Source organism: Microbacterium sp. NPDC056234 (assembly GCF_042267585.1).
GTDB lineage: Bacteria > Actinomycetota > Actinomycetes > Actinomycetales > Microbacteriaceae > Microbacterium.
In genome coordinates, this window is the sequence record NZ_JBHJTE010000004.1 from 234,184 (window position 1) to 250,002 (window position 15,819).

Below are 15,819 nucleotides of genomic sequence, written 5' to 3' on the forward strand. Positions count from 1 at the left end.
GGAAGCCCTGACCCGCCCATCGTGTCTGCGCTCAGGAAGCGCCGGCGGTGGAGTTCTCCAGCTTCGCCATGACCTGGTTGATCGTGAACGAGGCCGACTCCTGTCGCGCGGGGAACTCGCGAAGGGTCTGCAGCATCTTGGCCACGTATGCCTGCGCCGGCACGAACAGGAAGACGTGGTCGAGCACCCAGTCCCAGTAGGTGTTCGACGTGATGTCCGCGCGTTCGAACGGGTCGGTGCGCAGGTTGAACAGCTTCGGGAACCGCAGCTCGATGTACGGCTCCTGCCACACGCTGAGCGTGCCGACCGCGCGCTGCTCGAGGAAAACCAGCTTCCAGTTCTCGAAGCGCAGCGCCGTGAGGTCGCCGTCGTCGGAGACGTAGAAGAAGTGTCGTCGAGGGCTGTGCTCTGCCGCCCCGGTGATGTAGTCCAGCTGGTTGTGGCCGTCCAGGTGCACCGTGTACTCGGTGCCGTGCAGCTCGGTCCCGCCCCTCAACCGGTCGGCGATGTCGCCGTCGCCGACGGCAGCGAGCAGTGTAACGAACCAGTCGTTATGGCTGACGATTCCGTTCAGCGTGGTCTTGGCGGGGATGCGGCCGGGCCAGCGGACCATGGCCGGGACACGGTAGGCGCCCTCCCAGTTGGAGTTCTTCTCGTTGCGGAACGGAGTCATCCCGGCATCCGGCCAGCTGTTCATGTGCGGGCCGTTGTCGGTCGAGTACATCACGATCGTGTTCTCGGCCAGCCCGAGCTCGTCGAGCAGGTCCAGCAGGCTGCCCACGACATCGTCGTGGTCGAGCATGGTGTCGTGGTAGTTCGACTGCCACCGTCCTGCACGCCCCTTGCTCTCCTCCTTGGTGTGCGTGCGGAAGTGCATGTGCGTGGAGTTGAACCAGACGAAGAACGGGGTGTCATCGTCGGCCTGGCGGCGGATGAAGTCGCTCGCGGCGTCGCGGAACTCTTCGTCCACGGTCTCCATGCGCTTCTTCGTCAGAGGGCCCGTGTCCTCGATGCGCTGGGACCCGTCGGGGTTCGCCCAGGAGTGGATGACCCCGCGCGGTCGGAACTTCTCGCTGAAACCGGGGAACTCCTCGTCGGTGGGGTAGTCGGGGTGCTCCGGCTCCTCCTCGGCGTTGAGGTGGTAGAGGTTGCCGAAGAATTCGTCGAAGCCGTGCGCGGTGGGCAGGTGCTCGTCGCGGTCACCGAGGTGATTCTTGCCGAACTGTCCGGTCGCGTATCCGTGGTGCTTGAGGGCGTCGGCGATCGTCGGGTCCTCCGGCTGCAGGCCCAGCTTCGCGCCGGGCATGCCGACCTTGGTGAGACCGGTGCGGTACGGGTTCTGCCCCGTGATGAACGCGGCGCGACCGGCGGTGCAGCTCTGCTCGCCGTAGTAGTCGGTGAACTTCACGCCCTCGTCGGCGATGCGATCGATGTTCGGCGTGCGATAGCCCATCAGGCCATCGGTGTAGGTGCTGAGGTTGGAGATGCCGATGTCATCGCCCCAGATGATGAGAATATTCGGCTTGTCAGCCATGGTGATCCCTTCCGGCTCGCACCGACGGCGCGATGTCCCTGTCCAATAGTCAGTGCATCACATCGCGCGACGCAAGCATCGTCGTCTCGCCCGCGCGGGGCGAGGCTCAGGGCGCGAAGGCCAATGCGCGCCGCGTGCGGAATTCCCGCGCGGCACCGCTGAGCGGATCGACGAATCGCAGCTCCCGCGCCAGCAGTTGCAGGGGGCGCGCGAAGTCGTCCGGCGTCTCGGGCAGCAGCTCGGGGTAGAACCCGTCGTTGAGGATGCCCATGCCCAGTGCCGCCAGGTGCACACGCAACTGGTGCATCTTTCCGGTGTGCGGACGCAGCAGCGTGTGCACGACACGGTCGTCGGCGGACAGGAGCTCGATCAGCGTCTCCGAGTTCGGCTCGCGCTCGGCATCCACCCGCACGCAGACGTGTCCGCGCTCCTTCACGATGTGGTTGCGGTAGACGAGAGGGAAGATCAGCGGGTCGGCGGGGCGCGCCGAGACCGCCTCGTACACCTTCTCGACCCGGCGGTTCTGCAGCAGCAGCTGGTAGGCGCCGCGCGTCTCGGGCCGGGCCGAGAACATCAGCAGCCCGGCCGTCGCGCGGTCCAGCCGATGGATCGGCGTGAGCTCATCGTTGCCGAGCAGGCGGCGGAGCCGCACCAGCGCAGAGCTCTGCAGGTACTTGCCGCCGGGAGTGCTCGGCAGGAAGTGAGGCTTGTCGATCACCACGAGGTCGCGGTCCTCGTGGAGCATCTCGATGTCGAACGGGATATCGGTCTCCACCGGAGGTTCGCGGTAGTACCAGACGAATTCCTCGGCACCCAGCGGGGCATCCCGGCTCACCGCCGTGCCATCGCGCGCGACGATCTCACCCTGGTCGAAGCGCGTCCGGAGCATGTCGGAGTCGAGGTGATGGAACCGCTCGACCATGTAGTCCGCGATCGTCGGCCAGTCCCCGTGCAGCGGCACGTGCAGCCGGGTCGCCCCGACGCCGTCGCGCGCCGGCAGGGGGGAGAGCATGCCCATTCGCTTAAGCCTACGCGGCGCGGCTGAACCGCGACCGATACTGCTGCGGCGACAGTCCGATCCGATCCCGGAAGTGCTTGCGCAGCGCCGCCCCGGTGCCGAACCCCGAACGGGTCGCGACATCGTCGACGAGCAGCTCCGTCGTCTCCAGCAGCTCCCTCGCGCGATCGACGCGCGCGTCGGCGAACCAGTCGCCCACGGTGCGTCCGGTCTCGGCGCGGAAGCGCCGCGTGAGCGTGCGAACGCTCATGCCGAAGCCGGTGGCGACCTCGCCGAGGGAGAGCGGCTCGTCGATGCGCGCCAGCAGCCAGGTCTGGATGTCGCTCGCTGAGCCGGTCGCCGAGCCGGCGACGGCAGGTTTGGCGACGAACTGACGCTGGCCCCCTCCTCTGTGCGGCGCGGCGAGCGTGGCCTGCGAGACGGTCGCCGCCACTGCTGCGCCGTGATCGCTCGCGATCAGGTGCATGGTCGCGTCGATGGCGGCGGATGCCCCGGCCGCGGTGAGCACGGCGCCGGTGTCGACGAACAGTTCGTCCTGGCGCAGCCGCACCTGCGGGAAGCGCTGCTCGAACTCGGCGGAGGCGCACCAGTGCGTCGTGGCCTCCTTCCCGTCGAGAAGGCCGGAGGCGGCGACCGTGAATGCGCCGGTGCAGAAGCTCACGATGCGTCGATCGGCGAATTCGGCGAGCCCGATCGGATCGCCGGACGTCTCCGCCTCGCTCCACGGCGGAACGATGACGGTGTCCGCCAGCCGCAGCGCATCGCGGTCCGCCTCTGGTGCGATGGAGAAATCGCTGTTCGTCTGCACCGGGCGACCGTCGAGCGTGCAGGTCGTCACCGAGTACAGCGGGGTTCCGTCGCGCTGGGCGGCGCGGAAGAACCGAGCGGGGATGCCCAGCTCATAGGGGAAGACTCCGGGAAGCGCGACGACGACCACACGATGCATGGCCATATCTTTACACATATTGTCTATCCGGCCACTGTTGTCGAGCTCGATCGCAGCGCAGGCTGGTCCTGCGACCACATCGGTCGTATGAGAGAAAGGTGCGCACGTGCGCTCAGTGAAGTACTCCGGTGCAGGTCAGGCCGCAGAGGTCATCTCCCTCACCGAGATCGAGAACCCCCAGGCGGGCCGGGGAGAGGTCGTCGTCAAGGTCGGCGCGGTCGGACTCAATCCTGTGGACGTCAAGATCCGCGCGGCGGCGACCGATTTCGGACCGATCGAGTACACCGATCGACCGGGGTGGGATGTCGCCGGAATCGTGAGCGCTGTCGGCGATGGCGCCGATCGCTGGTCCGTGGGCGACCGCGTGTTCGCGCTCGCGGCATTCCCCGCTGCGGCGCACACCCTCGCCGAGTACGCGATCGTCGCCGCGGGGGATCTGGCGCCAGCTCCGGCGTCGTGGAGCACCGCCCAGGCGGGGGCCGCGCCGCTCGTGGCGCTGACCGCCTGGCAGGCTCTCGAGGCGGCTGGAGTGACCGCCGGTCAGCGCGTGCTGGTGCTCGGCGGCGCCGGCGGCGTCGGACATCTGGCGATCCAGTTCGCGAAGGCCCGTGGCGCCGAGGTCATCGCCACAGCGAGCGAGGCCAAGAACGATCTCGTCCGTTCGTGGGGTGCCGGGCAGGTGATCGACTACCGCGATGCGGCTGAGCTTGCCGCTGTGCCGCGGGTGGATGCCGTGATCATCACGGTCGACGACACTCTGCCGCCCCGAGGCGCCGTCGGCGAAGGGACGGCGGTGATCACGATCACCGGTCTGCCCGACGAGCAGCGGGAGCAGCTCGAAGCCTGGGGTGCCGCTCCCGTCGAGCGGATCCTGGTCCGTGCTGATGGGACGCAACTGGCCGAGATCGCCGCGCTCGCCGAGGCCGGCGCGGCGACGGTCCACCTGGATTCGACCTTCCGGCTCGACGAGCTCGCCGCTGCTCAGGAGAGGGTCGAATCCGGACGGGTCACGGGAAAAGTGGCCGTGATCGTCGACCGGGATCTCTGACCTCTCAGGAGTCGAAGCTCAGGCTCAGTTTGCGCAGCAGGGTCGCCAGGCGGTCGCGGTCGCCGCGGGGGAGGGCCTGCAGCAGGTCGGCCTCCACGTCGACGAGTCGGGTGATGGCCGCATCCACGCGGGTGCGGCCGTCGTCCGTCAGCGTGACGAGGATGCTGCGGCCGTCGCCCGGATCCGCTTCGCGCCGCACGAGCCGCCGGGCGACGAGCCGGTCGATCCGGTTGGTCATGGTCCCGCTGGAGACCAGCGTCTGCTGCAGCAGCTGCTTCGGGCTCAACTGGAAGGGATCACCCGACCGGCGCAGCGCGGACAGCACATCCCATTCCCACGACTCGAGCTCGCTGCGTCGGAACACGTCGCGCCGTGCCCGATCCAGCAGGCGCGTGAGCCGGTCCATCCGGGAGAGCACTTCCAGCGGCGAGAAGTCGAGATCGGGGCGCTGCACGTTCCACGCCTCGACGATCCGATCGACCTCATCCGCCTCGCTCATCCGTTCATTATCGCGCGTCGCACCGCGCGATCAGCCCCGCCGCGCATCAGCGCGAGAGTCATGAACGTGCTGAGCGGGTCGGGGGCATATCGTCCGAAGGCGTCGCACTCGACGAATCCCGCTCGGGTGTACATCATTCGAGCCGGGGCGAAGAAGTCGTCCGCGCCCGTCTCGAGCGACAGCCGAACGATGTCGCGGCTGCGGGCATCCTCGATCAGGAACGCGAGCATCGTCCGCCCGATCCCTCTGCCGCGCAGGTCGGGGTGGGTGCGCATCGACTTGAGCTCCTCATGTCCGGCCTCGACGGCCGAGAGGGCACCCGTCGCGATCGGCACGCCGTTCTCGATCGCTGCGAACAGGCGGACGCCAGCGGTGAGCAGGCCCTCCAGCGGCAGCGCGTGCTGGCTCTCGGGTGGGGCGGTGCCGACCATGTCGGCGTGGTGGGCGAGGATGAACTCGGCCAGAGCCGGCGTCGAAGCTCGCACTCGCTCGATGGTGACGGTCATCGCTCCAGCATCCCAGTGGTGTGTTTCAGACGGATGACGTGGCGCACTCAGGACGTCCGCACGTGTCGTGCAGCCTGGGCATGGCAGACTTGACGGGCGGCTTCCGTCAAGGATGCCGCGGTCCGCCGTGGTGTAATGGCAGCACGACAGCCTTTGGAGCTGTTAGGTCTAGGTTCGAGTCCTGGCGGCGGAGCATGACGCACAACAAGCTCGCCATCGTCGTCCTCGCCGCCGGCCAAGGCACTCGGATGCGCTCGCGCCTGCCGAAGGTCCTCCATCCGATCGCCGGACGGCCACTCGTCGGACACGTGCTGACCACGGCGTCTCGCCTGGGGGCGGACCACATCGAGGTCGTCGTGCGACATGAACGCGACCAGGTCGTGGCCGCGCTGGCCGACGCCTACCCCGGAACCGTCTTCGTCGATCAGGACGATGTCCCCGGCACCGGTCGCGCGGTCGAGGTCGCGCTGGACGCCATCCCCGGCTTCGACGGCGATGTGCTGATCCTTTCGGGAGACTGCCCCCTTGCAGATGCCGACACGCTCACCGCGTTCGTGGCCGAGCACCGCTCCACCGGCGCGGCGGCGACGCTGATGACGGCGATCGTGGACGACCCCCACGGTTACGGACGCGTGATCCGCGACGCCGCAGGCGACGTGGACCGCATCGTCGAGCAGAAGGACGCAACCGACGACGAGGCTGCTGTCCGCGAGATCAACGCGGGGATGTACGTGTTCCGTACCGAGGCGCTTCGCGAGTACCTGCCGACCGTCGGCGTCGACAATGCTCAGGGCGAGAAGTACCTCACCGATGTCCCCGGGCTGCTGCGTCTGGCCGGCGATCGCGTCGCAGCATCCGTCGTCTCCGACGTCAGCGTGACCTTCGGCGTCAACGACCGCGCGCAGCTGGCTCTGGTCGGGCGACTGCTCAACGAGCGCATCGTCCGCCGGTGGCAGCTGGAGGGCGTCACGATCGTCGACCCGGCCACCACCTGGATCGACGACGACGCGAAGCTCGCGGCCGACGTCACGGTGCTGCCGCACACGCAGATCCTGGGGGCCACCGTGATCGCGGACGGGGCGACCATCGGTCCGGACACGACACTGGTCGACTGCGAGATCGGCCAGGATGCGGTCGTCAAGCGCACCGACGCGAACCTGGCCGTCATCGGCGCCGGTGCGACCGTCGGACCGTTCTCCTTCCTGCGCCCTGGGACGGTTCTCGGGGCGAACGGCAAGATCGGCGCGTACGTCGAGACGAAGAACGCCGAGATCGGCGAGGGCAGCAAGGTCCCGCATCTCTCGTACGTCGGCGATGCCACGATCGGCCGTGGCGTGAACCTCGGCGCCAGCACGATCACCGCGAACTACGACGACGTCAACAAGCACCGCACCGAGATCGGCGACGAGGCGCACACCGGCTCGCACACGGTGCTCGTCGCGCCCGTTAGGCTGGGTGCTGGAGCGAAGACCGGAGCCGGTGCCGTCGTCCGCAAGGACGTTCCGGCGGGTGCCCTGGCCATGAGCGTCGCCCCTCAGCGCAACATCGAGGGGTGGGTCGAGAAGAACAGGGCAGGTACTGGTGCTGCTGAAGCGGCGTCCAGGGCACACGATGCGGCAGAGAAGGCAGGCGATGGCGCGCAAGAAGAAGACCGTTGAACTGGATCGGGACAACGGCATAGCTCCTGGACTCGTCGCCAAGACGAAGAAGCGGCTCGTCGTCGCAGGCGGGCGCTCGCACCCCGAGCTGACCCGCGCGGTCGCGGAGGCGCTGGGCACCGAGCTCGCACCGACGGAGCACCGCACGTTCGCGTCGGGCGAGATCTACTCGCGTTTCGAGGTGTCGATCCGCGGTTGCGACCTCTTCCTCGTTCAGACCTTCGGCGAGCCGGTGAACGAGTGGCTCATGGAGACGCTGATCATGATCGACGCGGCCAAGCGCGCGTCGGCCAAGCGGATCACGGTCGTCGCGCCGTACTACCCGTACTCGCGTCAGGACAAGAAGGGCCGCGGCCGTGAGCCGATCAGCGCCCGCCTGGTCGCCGACCTGCTCAAGACCGCCGGCGCGGATCGCGTCATGAGCGTCGACCTGCACGCCGCGCAGATCCAGGGCTTCTTCGACGGCCCCGTAGACCACCTGTTCGCCAAGCCCGTGCTGCTGGACTACTTCGAGCGCACCCTGAGCCCTGCCGACCGCGAGATCCTCACGGTCGTCTCTCCGGACATGGGGCGTGTCCGCGTCGCCGACACGTGGTCCGACAGCCTCGGCGCCCCGCTGGCGATCATCCACAAGCGACGCGATCCCAAGGTCGCGAACCAGGTCTCCGTGCACGAGATCGTCGGCACGGTCGAGGGCCGCACCTGCCTGCTCGTCGACGACATGATCGACACCGGCGGCACGATCGTCAAGGCTGCGCAGGCGCTGAAGGCCAACGGTGCGCACCGCGTCATCGTCGCGGCGACCCACGCGATCTTCAGCGATCCGGCCAACGAGCGCCTGCAGGACTCGTCGATCGACGAGGTCGTCGTCACCGACACCATCCCGCTCACCGAGTCGCGCCGCTGGGAGAGCCTCACGATCCTGCCGATCGCGCCCCTTCTGGCGCGCGCGATCCGCGAGGTGTTCGAGGACGGGTCCGTCACGAGCATGTTCGGCGGCGACGCGTAGGCGAGCCGGTCGGGGCACAGCGCACCCATAGGATCGTTTCTTAATCTCGGAACTCCCACGCAGAGCGCACAGAGCCGGAGACCCGCCATGATCCGCACGACCGTTCCGTCCCCCTTCCGCAAGAGCGCCGCGATCGCCGGTGTCGCCGGGCTGCTCGTGCTCGCAGGATGCTCAGGCGGTGCCGATGCCGACGCCGATGGGGCGGGTGAGCCGGACTCGACAGGCTCCGAAAGCACCACCGGCGAGTACGCCGACGGCACGTACACCGCTGAGGGCTCCTACCAGACGCCGGAGACCGTCGAGACGATCTCGGTCACGCTGACGCTGGAGGGCGGGACCGTCACCGAGGTCGAGGTGGTCGGCGACCCGCAGGCTCCGGAGACCGAGCAGTTCCAGGGACAGTTCATCGACGGCATCGACGAGGAGGTCGTCGGCGTCTCGATCGACGAGATCGACGTCGACCGCGTCGCCGGATCGTCGCTCACCAGCGGCGGGTTCAACACCGCCGTCGATGACATCAAGGAGCAGGCGGCGGCGTAGGACGTGACGCTCTGGCGCTTCGACGCGATCGGCACCCGCTGGGAGATCGAGAGCGAACGCGACCTCACGGGTCACGAGCGTGCGCGGGTGAGCGGCGTCATCGACCGGTTCGATCGGGAGTGGTCGCGCTTCCGCGCCGATTCGGTCGTCAGCTCGCTCGCGGACGGAGGGTCGTCGGTGCTGCCTGCGGATGCGGCGGTCATGCTGGATGCCTATCGCGAACTGTCCGATGCGACCGCGGGCGCCGTGAACCCCCTCGTCGGTGCCAGCCTCACGGCGCTCGGTTACGACGCAGCCCTCTCGCTCGCCGCGGCGGACGCTGAGCCGGCGCCGGAGGACTGGACGTCGATCCTCGGCTGGCGCGATCAGCTCACGCTCGCAGCCCCGGCGATCATCGACGTCGGCGCACTCGGCAAGGGGCGTCTGGTCGACCTCGTTCAGCAGGAGCTGCACACCGTGACCGGCGGCCTCGTCGTGGACGCCTCCGGAGATCTCGCGGTGCGCGGGCGCAGGATCCGGATCGGACTGGAGCACCCGTTCGATCCGGCGCGCGCGATCGGCGTCGCGACGATCCGCGACCAGGCGCTGTGCGCATCGGCTGTGAACCGCCGCGCGTGGGGTGCCGGGTTGCATCATGTGCTCGATGCCCGCACCGGGATGCCCGTACGGACCTGGGCGGCCACGTGGGCGATCGCCTCCGATGCGATGCGCGCGGATGCCGCGGCCACCGCACTGTTCTTCGACGGCGGGGTGCAGCTCGCCGCCGACTGGGCGGTCGAGTGGGTGCGCATGAGCACGGACGGTCGCGTCCAGCGGTCCCCGAACTGTCCGGTCGAGTTGTTCACCACAGCATCCGGACCCCTGGCGGATGCGGCAGAGTGAGTACCGTGACGACGTCCTTCACCGCATTCCGACAGCAGGTCCTGGCCCGGCTCGGGTCGCTCTCGATGTACCGGCTCGTGCTGACCGCGCTCGCGACGCTGGCCGTGATCGCTCTGGCACTGTCGGCGCTCGGCGTCATCGTGTCGCCGACACCGTGGGAGATCCTGGTCTCCTTCGTGGTGCTGACGGTCGTGATCTCGGTGGTGGATGCCGTGGCCCAGCGCATCCTGCGTCTGCCGTGGCGCGTCGAGTCCTCGCTCGTGACGGCGCTCATCCTGCTGTTCGTGCTCCGGCCGGGATACGAGCCCGCCGCGATCCTGGGACTGGCGCTGGCCGGTGCCCTGGCGAGCCTGTCGAAGTACATCATCGCCTGGCGCGGACGGCACATCTTCAACCCGGCGGCGTTCGGTGCAGCCGTGGTCTCGATCCTCGGTGCGTTCGGTGCGCTCGAATGGCTGGGCACGTCGTCGTCCTGGTGGATCGGGACCCCGTCGATGGCTCTGCCGGTGGCGCTGCTCGGTCTCGTCGTGCTGTGGCGCACCGAGAAGGTCAGAGTGGTCCTGGTCTTCGTGGTGATCGCGGTCGCGACGGCGGTGGTGCGGCAGTTCGTCCAGGCGCAGCAGTTCGGACTCGACGTCGACCTCGGCACCGCGCTGTCGTTCGCGGTGCTGCAGACGCCGTTCCTGTTCCTCGGGGCTTTCATGCTGTCCGAGCCGCTCACGCTCCCGCCGCGGCGGTGGCAGCAGTTCTGGGTCGCCGGGGCCGTCGGAGTGCTCTCCGGCTGGCCGATCTCGGTGGCTGGGCTGTTCACGCTCGGTCAGGAGCGCGCGCTGCTGATCGGCAACCTGATCGCCTTCGCGTTCGCCCTGCGCGGTTCGGTGCGTCTGACGCTGCGTGGCCGCGCATTCATCACTCCGACGGTGCAGGAGCTCACGTTCGAAGCCAGGGGCAAGCTGAGATTCCTCGCCGGGCAGTATCTGGAACTCGACGTGCCGCACCGGCGCCCGGATGCCAGGGGCACCCGCCGCGAGTTCAGCATCGTGTCGGCTCCGGCGGATCTTCCCACGCTGCGCATCGCGTACAAGAACGGCGATCAGAAGCATCCGTCCAGCTACAAGCTCGCCCTGGCGGCGGCAGAGCCGGAGGCGACGCTCGCCGTGACGGGGACGTGGGGCGACTTCCTGCTGCCGCGAGGTCAGGCCCCGGTTCTGATGGTCGCCGCCGGCATCGGCGTGACGCCGTTCGTCTCGCAGCTGCGACAGCTGCAGCTCACGGGACAGACGCGGGATGTCGTGCTCGTGTACGTCGCGTCCGACCCGGCGGAGCTGGCCTTCCGCGACGAGCTCGAGGCCACCGGCGTCCCCGTCATCGTCTTCACGCGGGACGAGCCCGCGGCTCTGCCGCCGCACTGGAGCTGGGCGCACGGGGTCCGGCTCGACGCCGAGCATCTCGAGCGCGTCGTCGCCGACCTGCCGACGAGGCACGCGTTCATCTCGGGTCCGCCCCGGCTGATCGCCGATCTCGCGCCGGCGCTGCACAAGGCGCGCTCGCTCACGACCGACGCGTTCGCCGGGTACTGAGCCTCAGCTCGTCGAACCGGGGGAGTCGGAGCCCTGGTCGGCGGCTGCCCGGTTCACCGGGAGCCGGACGGTGAACGTCGTGGAGCCCGGTTCGCTGTCGACGGCGATGTCGCCGTGATGGCCTTCGACGATCGCCTTCACGATGGCCAGCCCGAGCCCGGTGCCGCCGGTCTGGCGCGCCCGCGAGCTGTCGCCGCGGGCGAACCGCGCGAAGAGTTCGTCGCGGACGGCGGGGTCGATCCCCGGCCCGTCGTCGTGGACGCGCAGGATGCCGTGGTCGCCGTCCTGCGCCACGCTCAGCGTGATCCTCGTGCCGGCCGGTGTGTGCGTGCGGGCGTTCGCGAGGAGGTTCGTGACGACCTGGTGCAGGCGACCGGTGTCGCCCACGACGGTGACCGGCTCCTCGGGCACCTCGAGGTCCCAGGCGTGATCCGGCGCGGTGGGGCGGGCGTCCGCCACGCCTTCGACAGCGAGCTGCGTGAGATCGACGGTGCCGTGCACGAGCTCGCGTCCTTCGTCCAGGCGTGCGAGGAGCAGCAGATCTTCGACGAGCCGCGTCATGCGCAGTGACTGGGCCTGGATGCGCTCCAGAGCGGAGCCGGTGCTCTCCATCGCGGCCGGAGTCGCGGCGGTTCCGGCCTGCTCGGCCCTGCTGAGCGCCTTGAGCGACAGCTCGGAGTATCCGCGGATCGAGGCGAGCGGCGTGCGCAGCTCGTGGCTCGCATCGGCGACGAACCGCCGCATCCGCTCTTCGTTCTGCTGGCGGGCGGAGAGCGAACTGTCGACATGGTCGAGCAGGGTGTTCAGGGCGGCCCCGACCAGCCCGGTCTCGGTCCGCGGGTCGGCTTCTGCCGCCGGCACGCGCTCGGTGATCGAGACCTCACCGCGATCGAGCGGCTGGTTGGCCACGCGGGTCGCGGTCGCCGCGACCGCACGCAACGGGCGCAGACCGACGCGGATGGTGATCGCCGTCGTGAGCGCGAGAAGGATGAGTCCGCCCAGGGTGGCCATCGCGATGACCGTGAACAGACGCGCGAGCGTGTTCTGGATCTCGTCGCGCGGGAGTCCGGTGACGACGGTGATGCCGTGGTCGGTCTGGCCGACGGCCAGGCGATACGACCCGAGATCGTCGATGTTCACCGTCGCAAGCCGTCCCGACTCGAGTCCGCCGGCGATCTGGCGCAGCTGGGTCGCCGTCAGATCGGCCGTTTCGCCGTCCTCCACGACGACGCCGCTGGGGATGATGGAGTCCTGGCCGCCGGCGATGGCGAACAGCACGCCGTCGCCGGATGGGACGCCCTCGATGACCAGGTCTGCTGTCGGCTCCACCCCGTAGAGCTCTGCCCTTTGGATCCTCGGGTCGGTCAGTGAGCTGAGCTGGCCGAGGTTCGACAGCACCTTCTGGTCCAGCTGGTTCTCGAGCGTCGTGCCCAGCGTCGCGCTGGTGATGACGGCGACGATGATGAGGATGAGGGAGACGAACCCGATCACGGCCGCCATCAGCCGGGTCTGCAGGGTAACGGGGTGCCGCGTCGGGTTCGTCGTGGTCACTGCGGAGCCTTGATCATGTAGCCGACGCCGCGGACGGTGTGCAGCAGCGGGGTGCGCCCGGCATCGATCTTCTTGCGCAGATACGAGATGTAGAGCTCGACGACCGAGGACTTGCCGCCGAAGTCGTAACTCCACACCCTGTCGAGGATCTGCGCCTTGGACAGGACGCGCCGTTCGTTGCGCATGAGATAGCGCAGCAGCTCGAACTCGGTCGCGGTGAGCTCGATCTCGTCGCCGGCTCGGTCGACCTCATGGCTGTCCTCGTTGAGCGTCAGGTCGGCGACGCGCAGGATCGACTGGGAGTCGTCCGCCGTGGCGTGCCCGCTGCGGCGGATGATCGCGCGAAGGCGGGCGATGATCTCCTCCAGGCTGAAGGGTTTGGTGACGTAGTCGTCGCCTCCCGCGGTGAGCCCGGCGATCCGGTCGCCGACGGCATCCTTCGCGGTCAGGAACAGCACCGGCACGAAGTTGCCCGATTCGCGCAGCCGCCGCAGGACCGACATGCCGTCGAGGTCGGGCATCATGATGTCGAGCACGAGGGCGTCCGGCTCGAATTCGCGGGCGACCTGGAGCGCCTCGAGACCGGATGACGCGGTGCGCACCTCCCAGCCCTCCATGCGCAGGGCCATCGCGAGCAGGTCGGTGAGCATCTGCTCGTCGTCGACGGCGAGGATGCGCAACGGCGAGCCGTCCGCGCGGTGGAGTTCAGGCAGATCGGTGGTCATGACCCCATTCTGCGGAGTCTCCTATGAGATTTCTATGGAGGCGACTATGGGGCGGCTGTGAATCCGGGACCACCGGCGCCGTCGTGCCCGTCGAGCTGCTGCTCCCAGATCGAGGACATCTCGGTGAGTGCGCGCTCGGTGATGGCGATCATGGACTGCGCCGCCTTGTCCGCGTTGCCGGTCTGGATCGCCGTGGCGATGTCGACATGCCACTGGAGCGCCTCGGGTGCGGGGAACTGGGGCATCAGCTTGTAGTGGGTGCGGCCGCGCAGCACCTCCTCGACGAGATGGTGCAGCTGCGCGAACATCTCGTTGCCGCTCATCTCCAGGATCAGGCGGTGGAACTGCAGGTCGACGCGGAGGAACTCAGCGGTGTCGCCCTGACGGCCGGCTGCCCATACGCGTCCGGCCAGTCCGACGAGATCGCTGGCGCGGTTCAGCGGTGCGCGCATCGCCGCGAGCCGTGCGGCGGCCGGTTCGATCGCGCCGCGCAGTTCGGTGAGCGATCGCAGTTGCGCGACCCGCCCTGGGCCGGCGAGGCGCCAGCGGATCACCTGGAGGTCGTACGCGTTCCAGTCGCTCGGCGGCAGCACGCGCACCCCCACGCGGCGCTTCGGTGCGACCATCCCCAGCTGCTGGAGGGCGCGCAGCGCCTCGCGCACGACGGGCCGCGAGACCTGGAATCTGTTCTCGATCGATTCCGTCGTGAAGATGGTCCCCGATTCGATCTGACCAGCGCAGATCTCGCGGCCCAGGGTGTCCAGGACGAAGTTGCGCAGATCGCCGGTGGCGGCAGATGCGGTCATTGCATCAGCATATCTTTTCGACGACACGGGTTGATTTGTCATACTTTATATGGCTATCTTCCTGATTGGGCAGACGTTACCAAGGCGCCCGCTCGGAGTCCGTGACAACGGAGCGCGGCTCAGGATGGAGACACAGTGAAGTACGGATCCAAGGCCGCCCGCGTCTTCGCGGCGGCGTCGACCGCTATCATCGCGGTTTCCCTGGTCAGCTGCTCCGGCGGCTCGGACGTCGACGAGGGCGCCGACATCGACGGGACGACCATTCGCGTCACCCTCGCCAATCACGTGTGGACCGAGACCATCAAGGAGCTGATCCCCGAGTTCGAGGAGCAGACCGGCGCGACCGTCGAGCTCTCCCAGCTCGCCGAGGATCAGCTCTCCGATCAGTACAACGTCAAGCTCAACGCCGGCACGGACGAGATCGACGTGCTCATGTATCGCCCGCTGCAGGAGAACATGTTGTTCGCCAGCAACGGCTATCTGTCGGACATCACCGATCAGGTCGAGGGCGATGCCGAGTGGGATTGGGACGACTTCCAGTCCGGTCCTGCATCGCTCACCACCTACGAGGACGAAGTCGTCGGGGTGCCGATCATCACGGAGCGGACGGTGCTCTACTACCGCAAGGACCTGCTGGAAGAGGCGGGACTCGAGGTGCCGACCACGCTCGAGGAGCTGGACGCGGCGGCGGCGGCGATCCACGAGCTTCACCCTGAGGTCGCGGGATACATCGGGCGAACAGGCAAGTCCGCCGCAGTGACGCAGTTCAGCGCGTTCCTGTACAGCCACGGCGGAGACTGGATGACCGAAGACGGCGAATCGGCCATCGCGAGCGACGAGGCCAAGGCCGCGTACCAGTTCTATGGTGACCTGATCAGCGGCCACACCGACGCCACGGTCAACCCGGAGATGAGCTGGCCGGAGGCGTTCGCCGTGTTCCAGCAGGGGCAGGCGGCATTCATCGCCGACGCGGACAGCCTCTACAAGAACATGACCGATCCGACGCAGTCGACCGTGTCCGACCAGGTCGGCTTCGCGCCGTTCCCCGCTGGCGATGCCGGATCCAAGCCGTACAACGTGGCCGCCTGGGCGCTTGCCATCAACGAGAGCAGTGCCAACCAGTCGGGTGCCTGGCAGTTCATCCAGTGGGCGACCTCGCAGGAGATCACGCTCGAGATGTCCAAGCTCGGCGTGATGGGCGCGCGCACATCGGTCTGGGAGGACTCCGACGCGACGGCCGAGTATCCGGAAGAGCTGGTCGAGGCGATCAAGATCAACGCCGAGAACGGCGTGGGTGCGGACCGACCGCTGGTGATCCAGGTCGCTCAGGCTCGCGAGATCGTCGGCGAGCCGATCGTCGCGGCGATCTCCGGCGGCGACGTCGGAGAAGCGGCCGACGGAGCCAGCACCGACTTCGACGAGTTCCTCGTCGAGGATGCCGAATAAACCGTCCGGCCCCGTGGTGGGCGCCGCCGGCGTCCGCGCACCACGCCTCGTGACCGCCGAGGGCGGAGAGC

15 protein-coding genes and 1 tRNA gene are annotated in these 15,819 nt (G+C 68.4%); 8 read left to right on the plus strand and 8 right to left on the minus strand.

The genetic code is table 11. The features are described 5' to 3' along the window. Positions 1 to 31 precede the first annotated feature (31 nt). The 3 genes from ACFCYE_RS13025 to ACFCYE_RS13035 all read right to left on the minus strand — a co-directional run bounded on the left by ACFCYE_RS13025 (position 32) and on the right by ACFCYE_RS13035 (position 3,498). Complete coding sequence (locus ACFCYE_RS13025; RefSeq protein ID WP_376179315.1) at positions 32 to 1,534, minus strand: arylsulfatase; 1,503 nt, start codon at positions 1,532 to 1,534, stop codon at positions 32 to 34. Positions 1,535 to 1,640: 106 nt separating this feature from the next. Further along, on the minus strand, positions 1,641 to 2,546 hold the full coding sequence (locus tag ACFCYE_RS13030) for a pseudouridine synthase (RefSeq protein ID WP_376179579.1): 906 nt from the start codon (positions 2,544 to 2,546) through the stop codon (positions 1,641 to 1,643). Positions 2,547 to 2,562: 16 nt separating this feature from the next. Next, positions 2,563 to 3,498, minus strand: coding sequence for a GlxA family transcriptional regulator (locus ACFCYE_RS13035; RefSeq protein WP_376179317.1), 936 nt, complete (start codon positions 3,496 to 3,498; stop codon positions 2,563 to 2,565). A 106-nt stretch (positions 3,499 to 3,604) separates the two neighbouring features. Here ACFCYE_RS13035 and ACFCYE_RS13040 point away from each other — a divergent pair, with 106 nt between their 5' ends. Further along, positions 3,605 to 4,546 (plus strand): NADP-dependent oxidoreductase, encoded by a 942-nt coding sequence (locus ACFCYE_RS13040; RefSeq protein WP_376179320.1) that lies wholly within the window; start codon positions 3,605 to 3,607, stop codon positions 4,544 to 4,546. Between the two features lie 4 nt (positions 4,547 to 4,550). On the opposite strand, the gene ACFCYE_RS13045 is transcribed toward ACFCYE_RS13040, so the two are convergent. Both ACFCYE_RS13045 and ACFCYE_RS13050 read right to left on the minus strand, forming a co-directional pair. Continuing rightward, complete coding sequence (locus ACFCYE_RS13045) at positions 4,551 to 5,045, minus strand: MarR family winged helix-turn-helix transcriptional regulator (RefSeq protein ID WP_376179322.1); 495 nt, start codon at positions 5,043 to 5,045, stop codon at positions 4,551 to 4,553. Further along, a complete protein-coding gene (locus ACFCYE_RS13050; RefSeq protein ID WP_376179324.1) occupies positions 5,042 to 5,551 on the minus strand; it encodes a GNAT family N-acetyltransferase in 510 nt (169 codons plus the stop codon). Before ACFCYE_RS13050 ends, ACFCYE_RS13045 begins: the two co-directional genes overlap by 4 nt. Positions 5,552 to 5,672: 121 nt before the next feature. Between ACFCYE_RS13050 and ACFCYE_RS13055 the strand changes: the two genes are divergently transcribed. From ACFCYE_RS13055 to ACFCYE_RS13080, 6 genes are all read left to right on the plus strand, one after another. After that, positions 5,673 to 5,744: transfer RNA gene (locus ACFCYE_RS13055), tRNA-Gln, on the plus strand. 1 nt (position 5,745) lies between these two features. Next, entirely contained in the window at positions 5,746 to 7,209 is a 1,464-nt protein-coding gene (gene glmU, locus ACFCYE_RS13060; RefSeq protein WP_376179326.1) for a bifunctional UDP-N-acetylglucosamine diphosphorylase/glucosamine-1-phosphate N-acetyltransferase GlmU, read from the plus strand. Beyond that, the gene (locus ACFCYE_RS13065; RefSeq protein ID WP_376179328.1) at positions 7,184 to 8,218 is read left to right on the plus strand and encodes a ribose-phosphate diphosphokinase; all 1,035 of its coding nucleotides are present in this window, start codon (positions 7,184 to 7,186) and stop codon (positions 8,216 to 8,218) included. The genes glmU and ACFCYE_RS13065 overlap by 26 nt, the downstream gene beginning before the upstream one ends. An 87-nt stretch (positions 8,219 to 8,305) precedes the next feature. Continuing rightward, positions 8,306 to 8,758, plus strand: a complete 453-nt coding sequence (locus ACFCYE_RS13070; protein WP_376179330.1) for an FMN-binding protein — start codon at positions 8,306 to 8,308, stop codon at positions 8,756 to 8,758. Positions 8,759 to 8,761: 3 nt separating this feature from the next. Further along, positions 8,762 to 9,640: an FAD:protein FMN transferase gene (locus ACFCYE_RS13075; RefSeq protein WP_376179332.1), complete on the plus strand. Its 879-nt coding sequence runs from the start codon at positions 8,762 to 8,764 to the stop codon at positions 9,638 to 9,640. Between the two features lie 5 nt (positions 9,641 to 9,645). Then, positions 9,646 to 11,220 carry an FAD-dependent oxidoreductase gene (locus tag ACFCYE_RS13080; protein ID WP_376179334.1) on the plus strand — a complete coding sequence of 525 codons (1,575 nt, stop codon included), beginning with the start codon at positions 9,646 to 9,648 and terminating at the stop codon, positions 11,218 to 11,220. A gap of 3 nt (positions 11,221 to 11,223) precedes the next feature. On the opposite strand, the gene ACFCYE_RS13085 is transcribed toward ACFCYE_RS13080, so the two are convergent. Genes ACFCYE_RS13085 through ACFCYE_RS13095 form a run of 3 tightly spaced genes read right to left on the minus strand, consistent with a single transcriptional unit; the run spans position 11,224 to position 14,302 of the window. Continuing rightward, positions 11,224 to 12,720 carry a sensor histidine kinase gene (locus tag ACFCYE_RS13085; protein ID WP_376179580.1) on the minus strand — a complete coding sequence of 499 codons (1,497 nt, stop codon included), beginning with the start codon at positions 12,718 to 12,720 and terminating at the stop codon, positions 11,224 to 11,226. A gap of 47 nt (positions 12,721 to 12,767) precedes the next feature. After that, positions 12,768 to 13,496, minus strand: a complete 729-nt coding sequence (locus ACFCYE_RS13090) for a response regulator transcription factor (RefSeq protein WP_376179336.1) — start codon at positions 13,494 to 13,496, stop codon at positions 12,768 to 12,770. A gap of 44 nt (positions 13,497 to 13,540) precedes the next feature. Further along, on the minus strand, positions 13,541 to 14,302 hold the full coding sequence (locus ACFCYE_RS13095) for a FadR/GntR family transcriptional regulator (RefSeq protein WP_376179338.1): 762 nt from the start codon (positions 14,300 to 14,302) through the stop codon (positions 13,541 to 13,543). 135 nt (positions 14,303 to 14,437) lie between these two features. Between ACFCYE_RS13095 and ACFCYE_RS13100 the strand changes: the two genes are divergently transcribed. After that, positions 14,438 to 15,748, plus strand: coding sequence for an ABC transporter substrate-binding protein (locus ACFCYE_RS13100; RefSeq protein WP_376179340.1), 1,311 nt, complete (start codon positions 14,438 to 14,440; stop codon positions 15,746 to 15,748). Positions 15,749 to 15,819 lie beyond the last annotated feature (71 nt).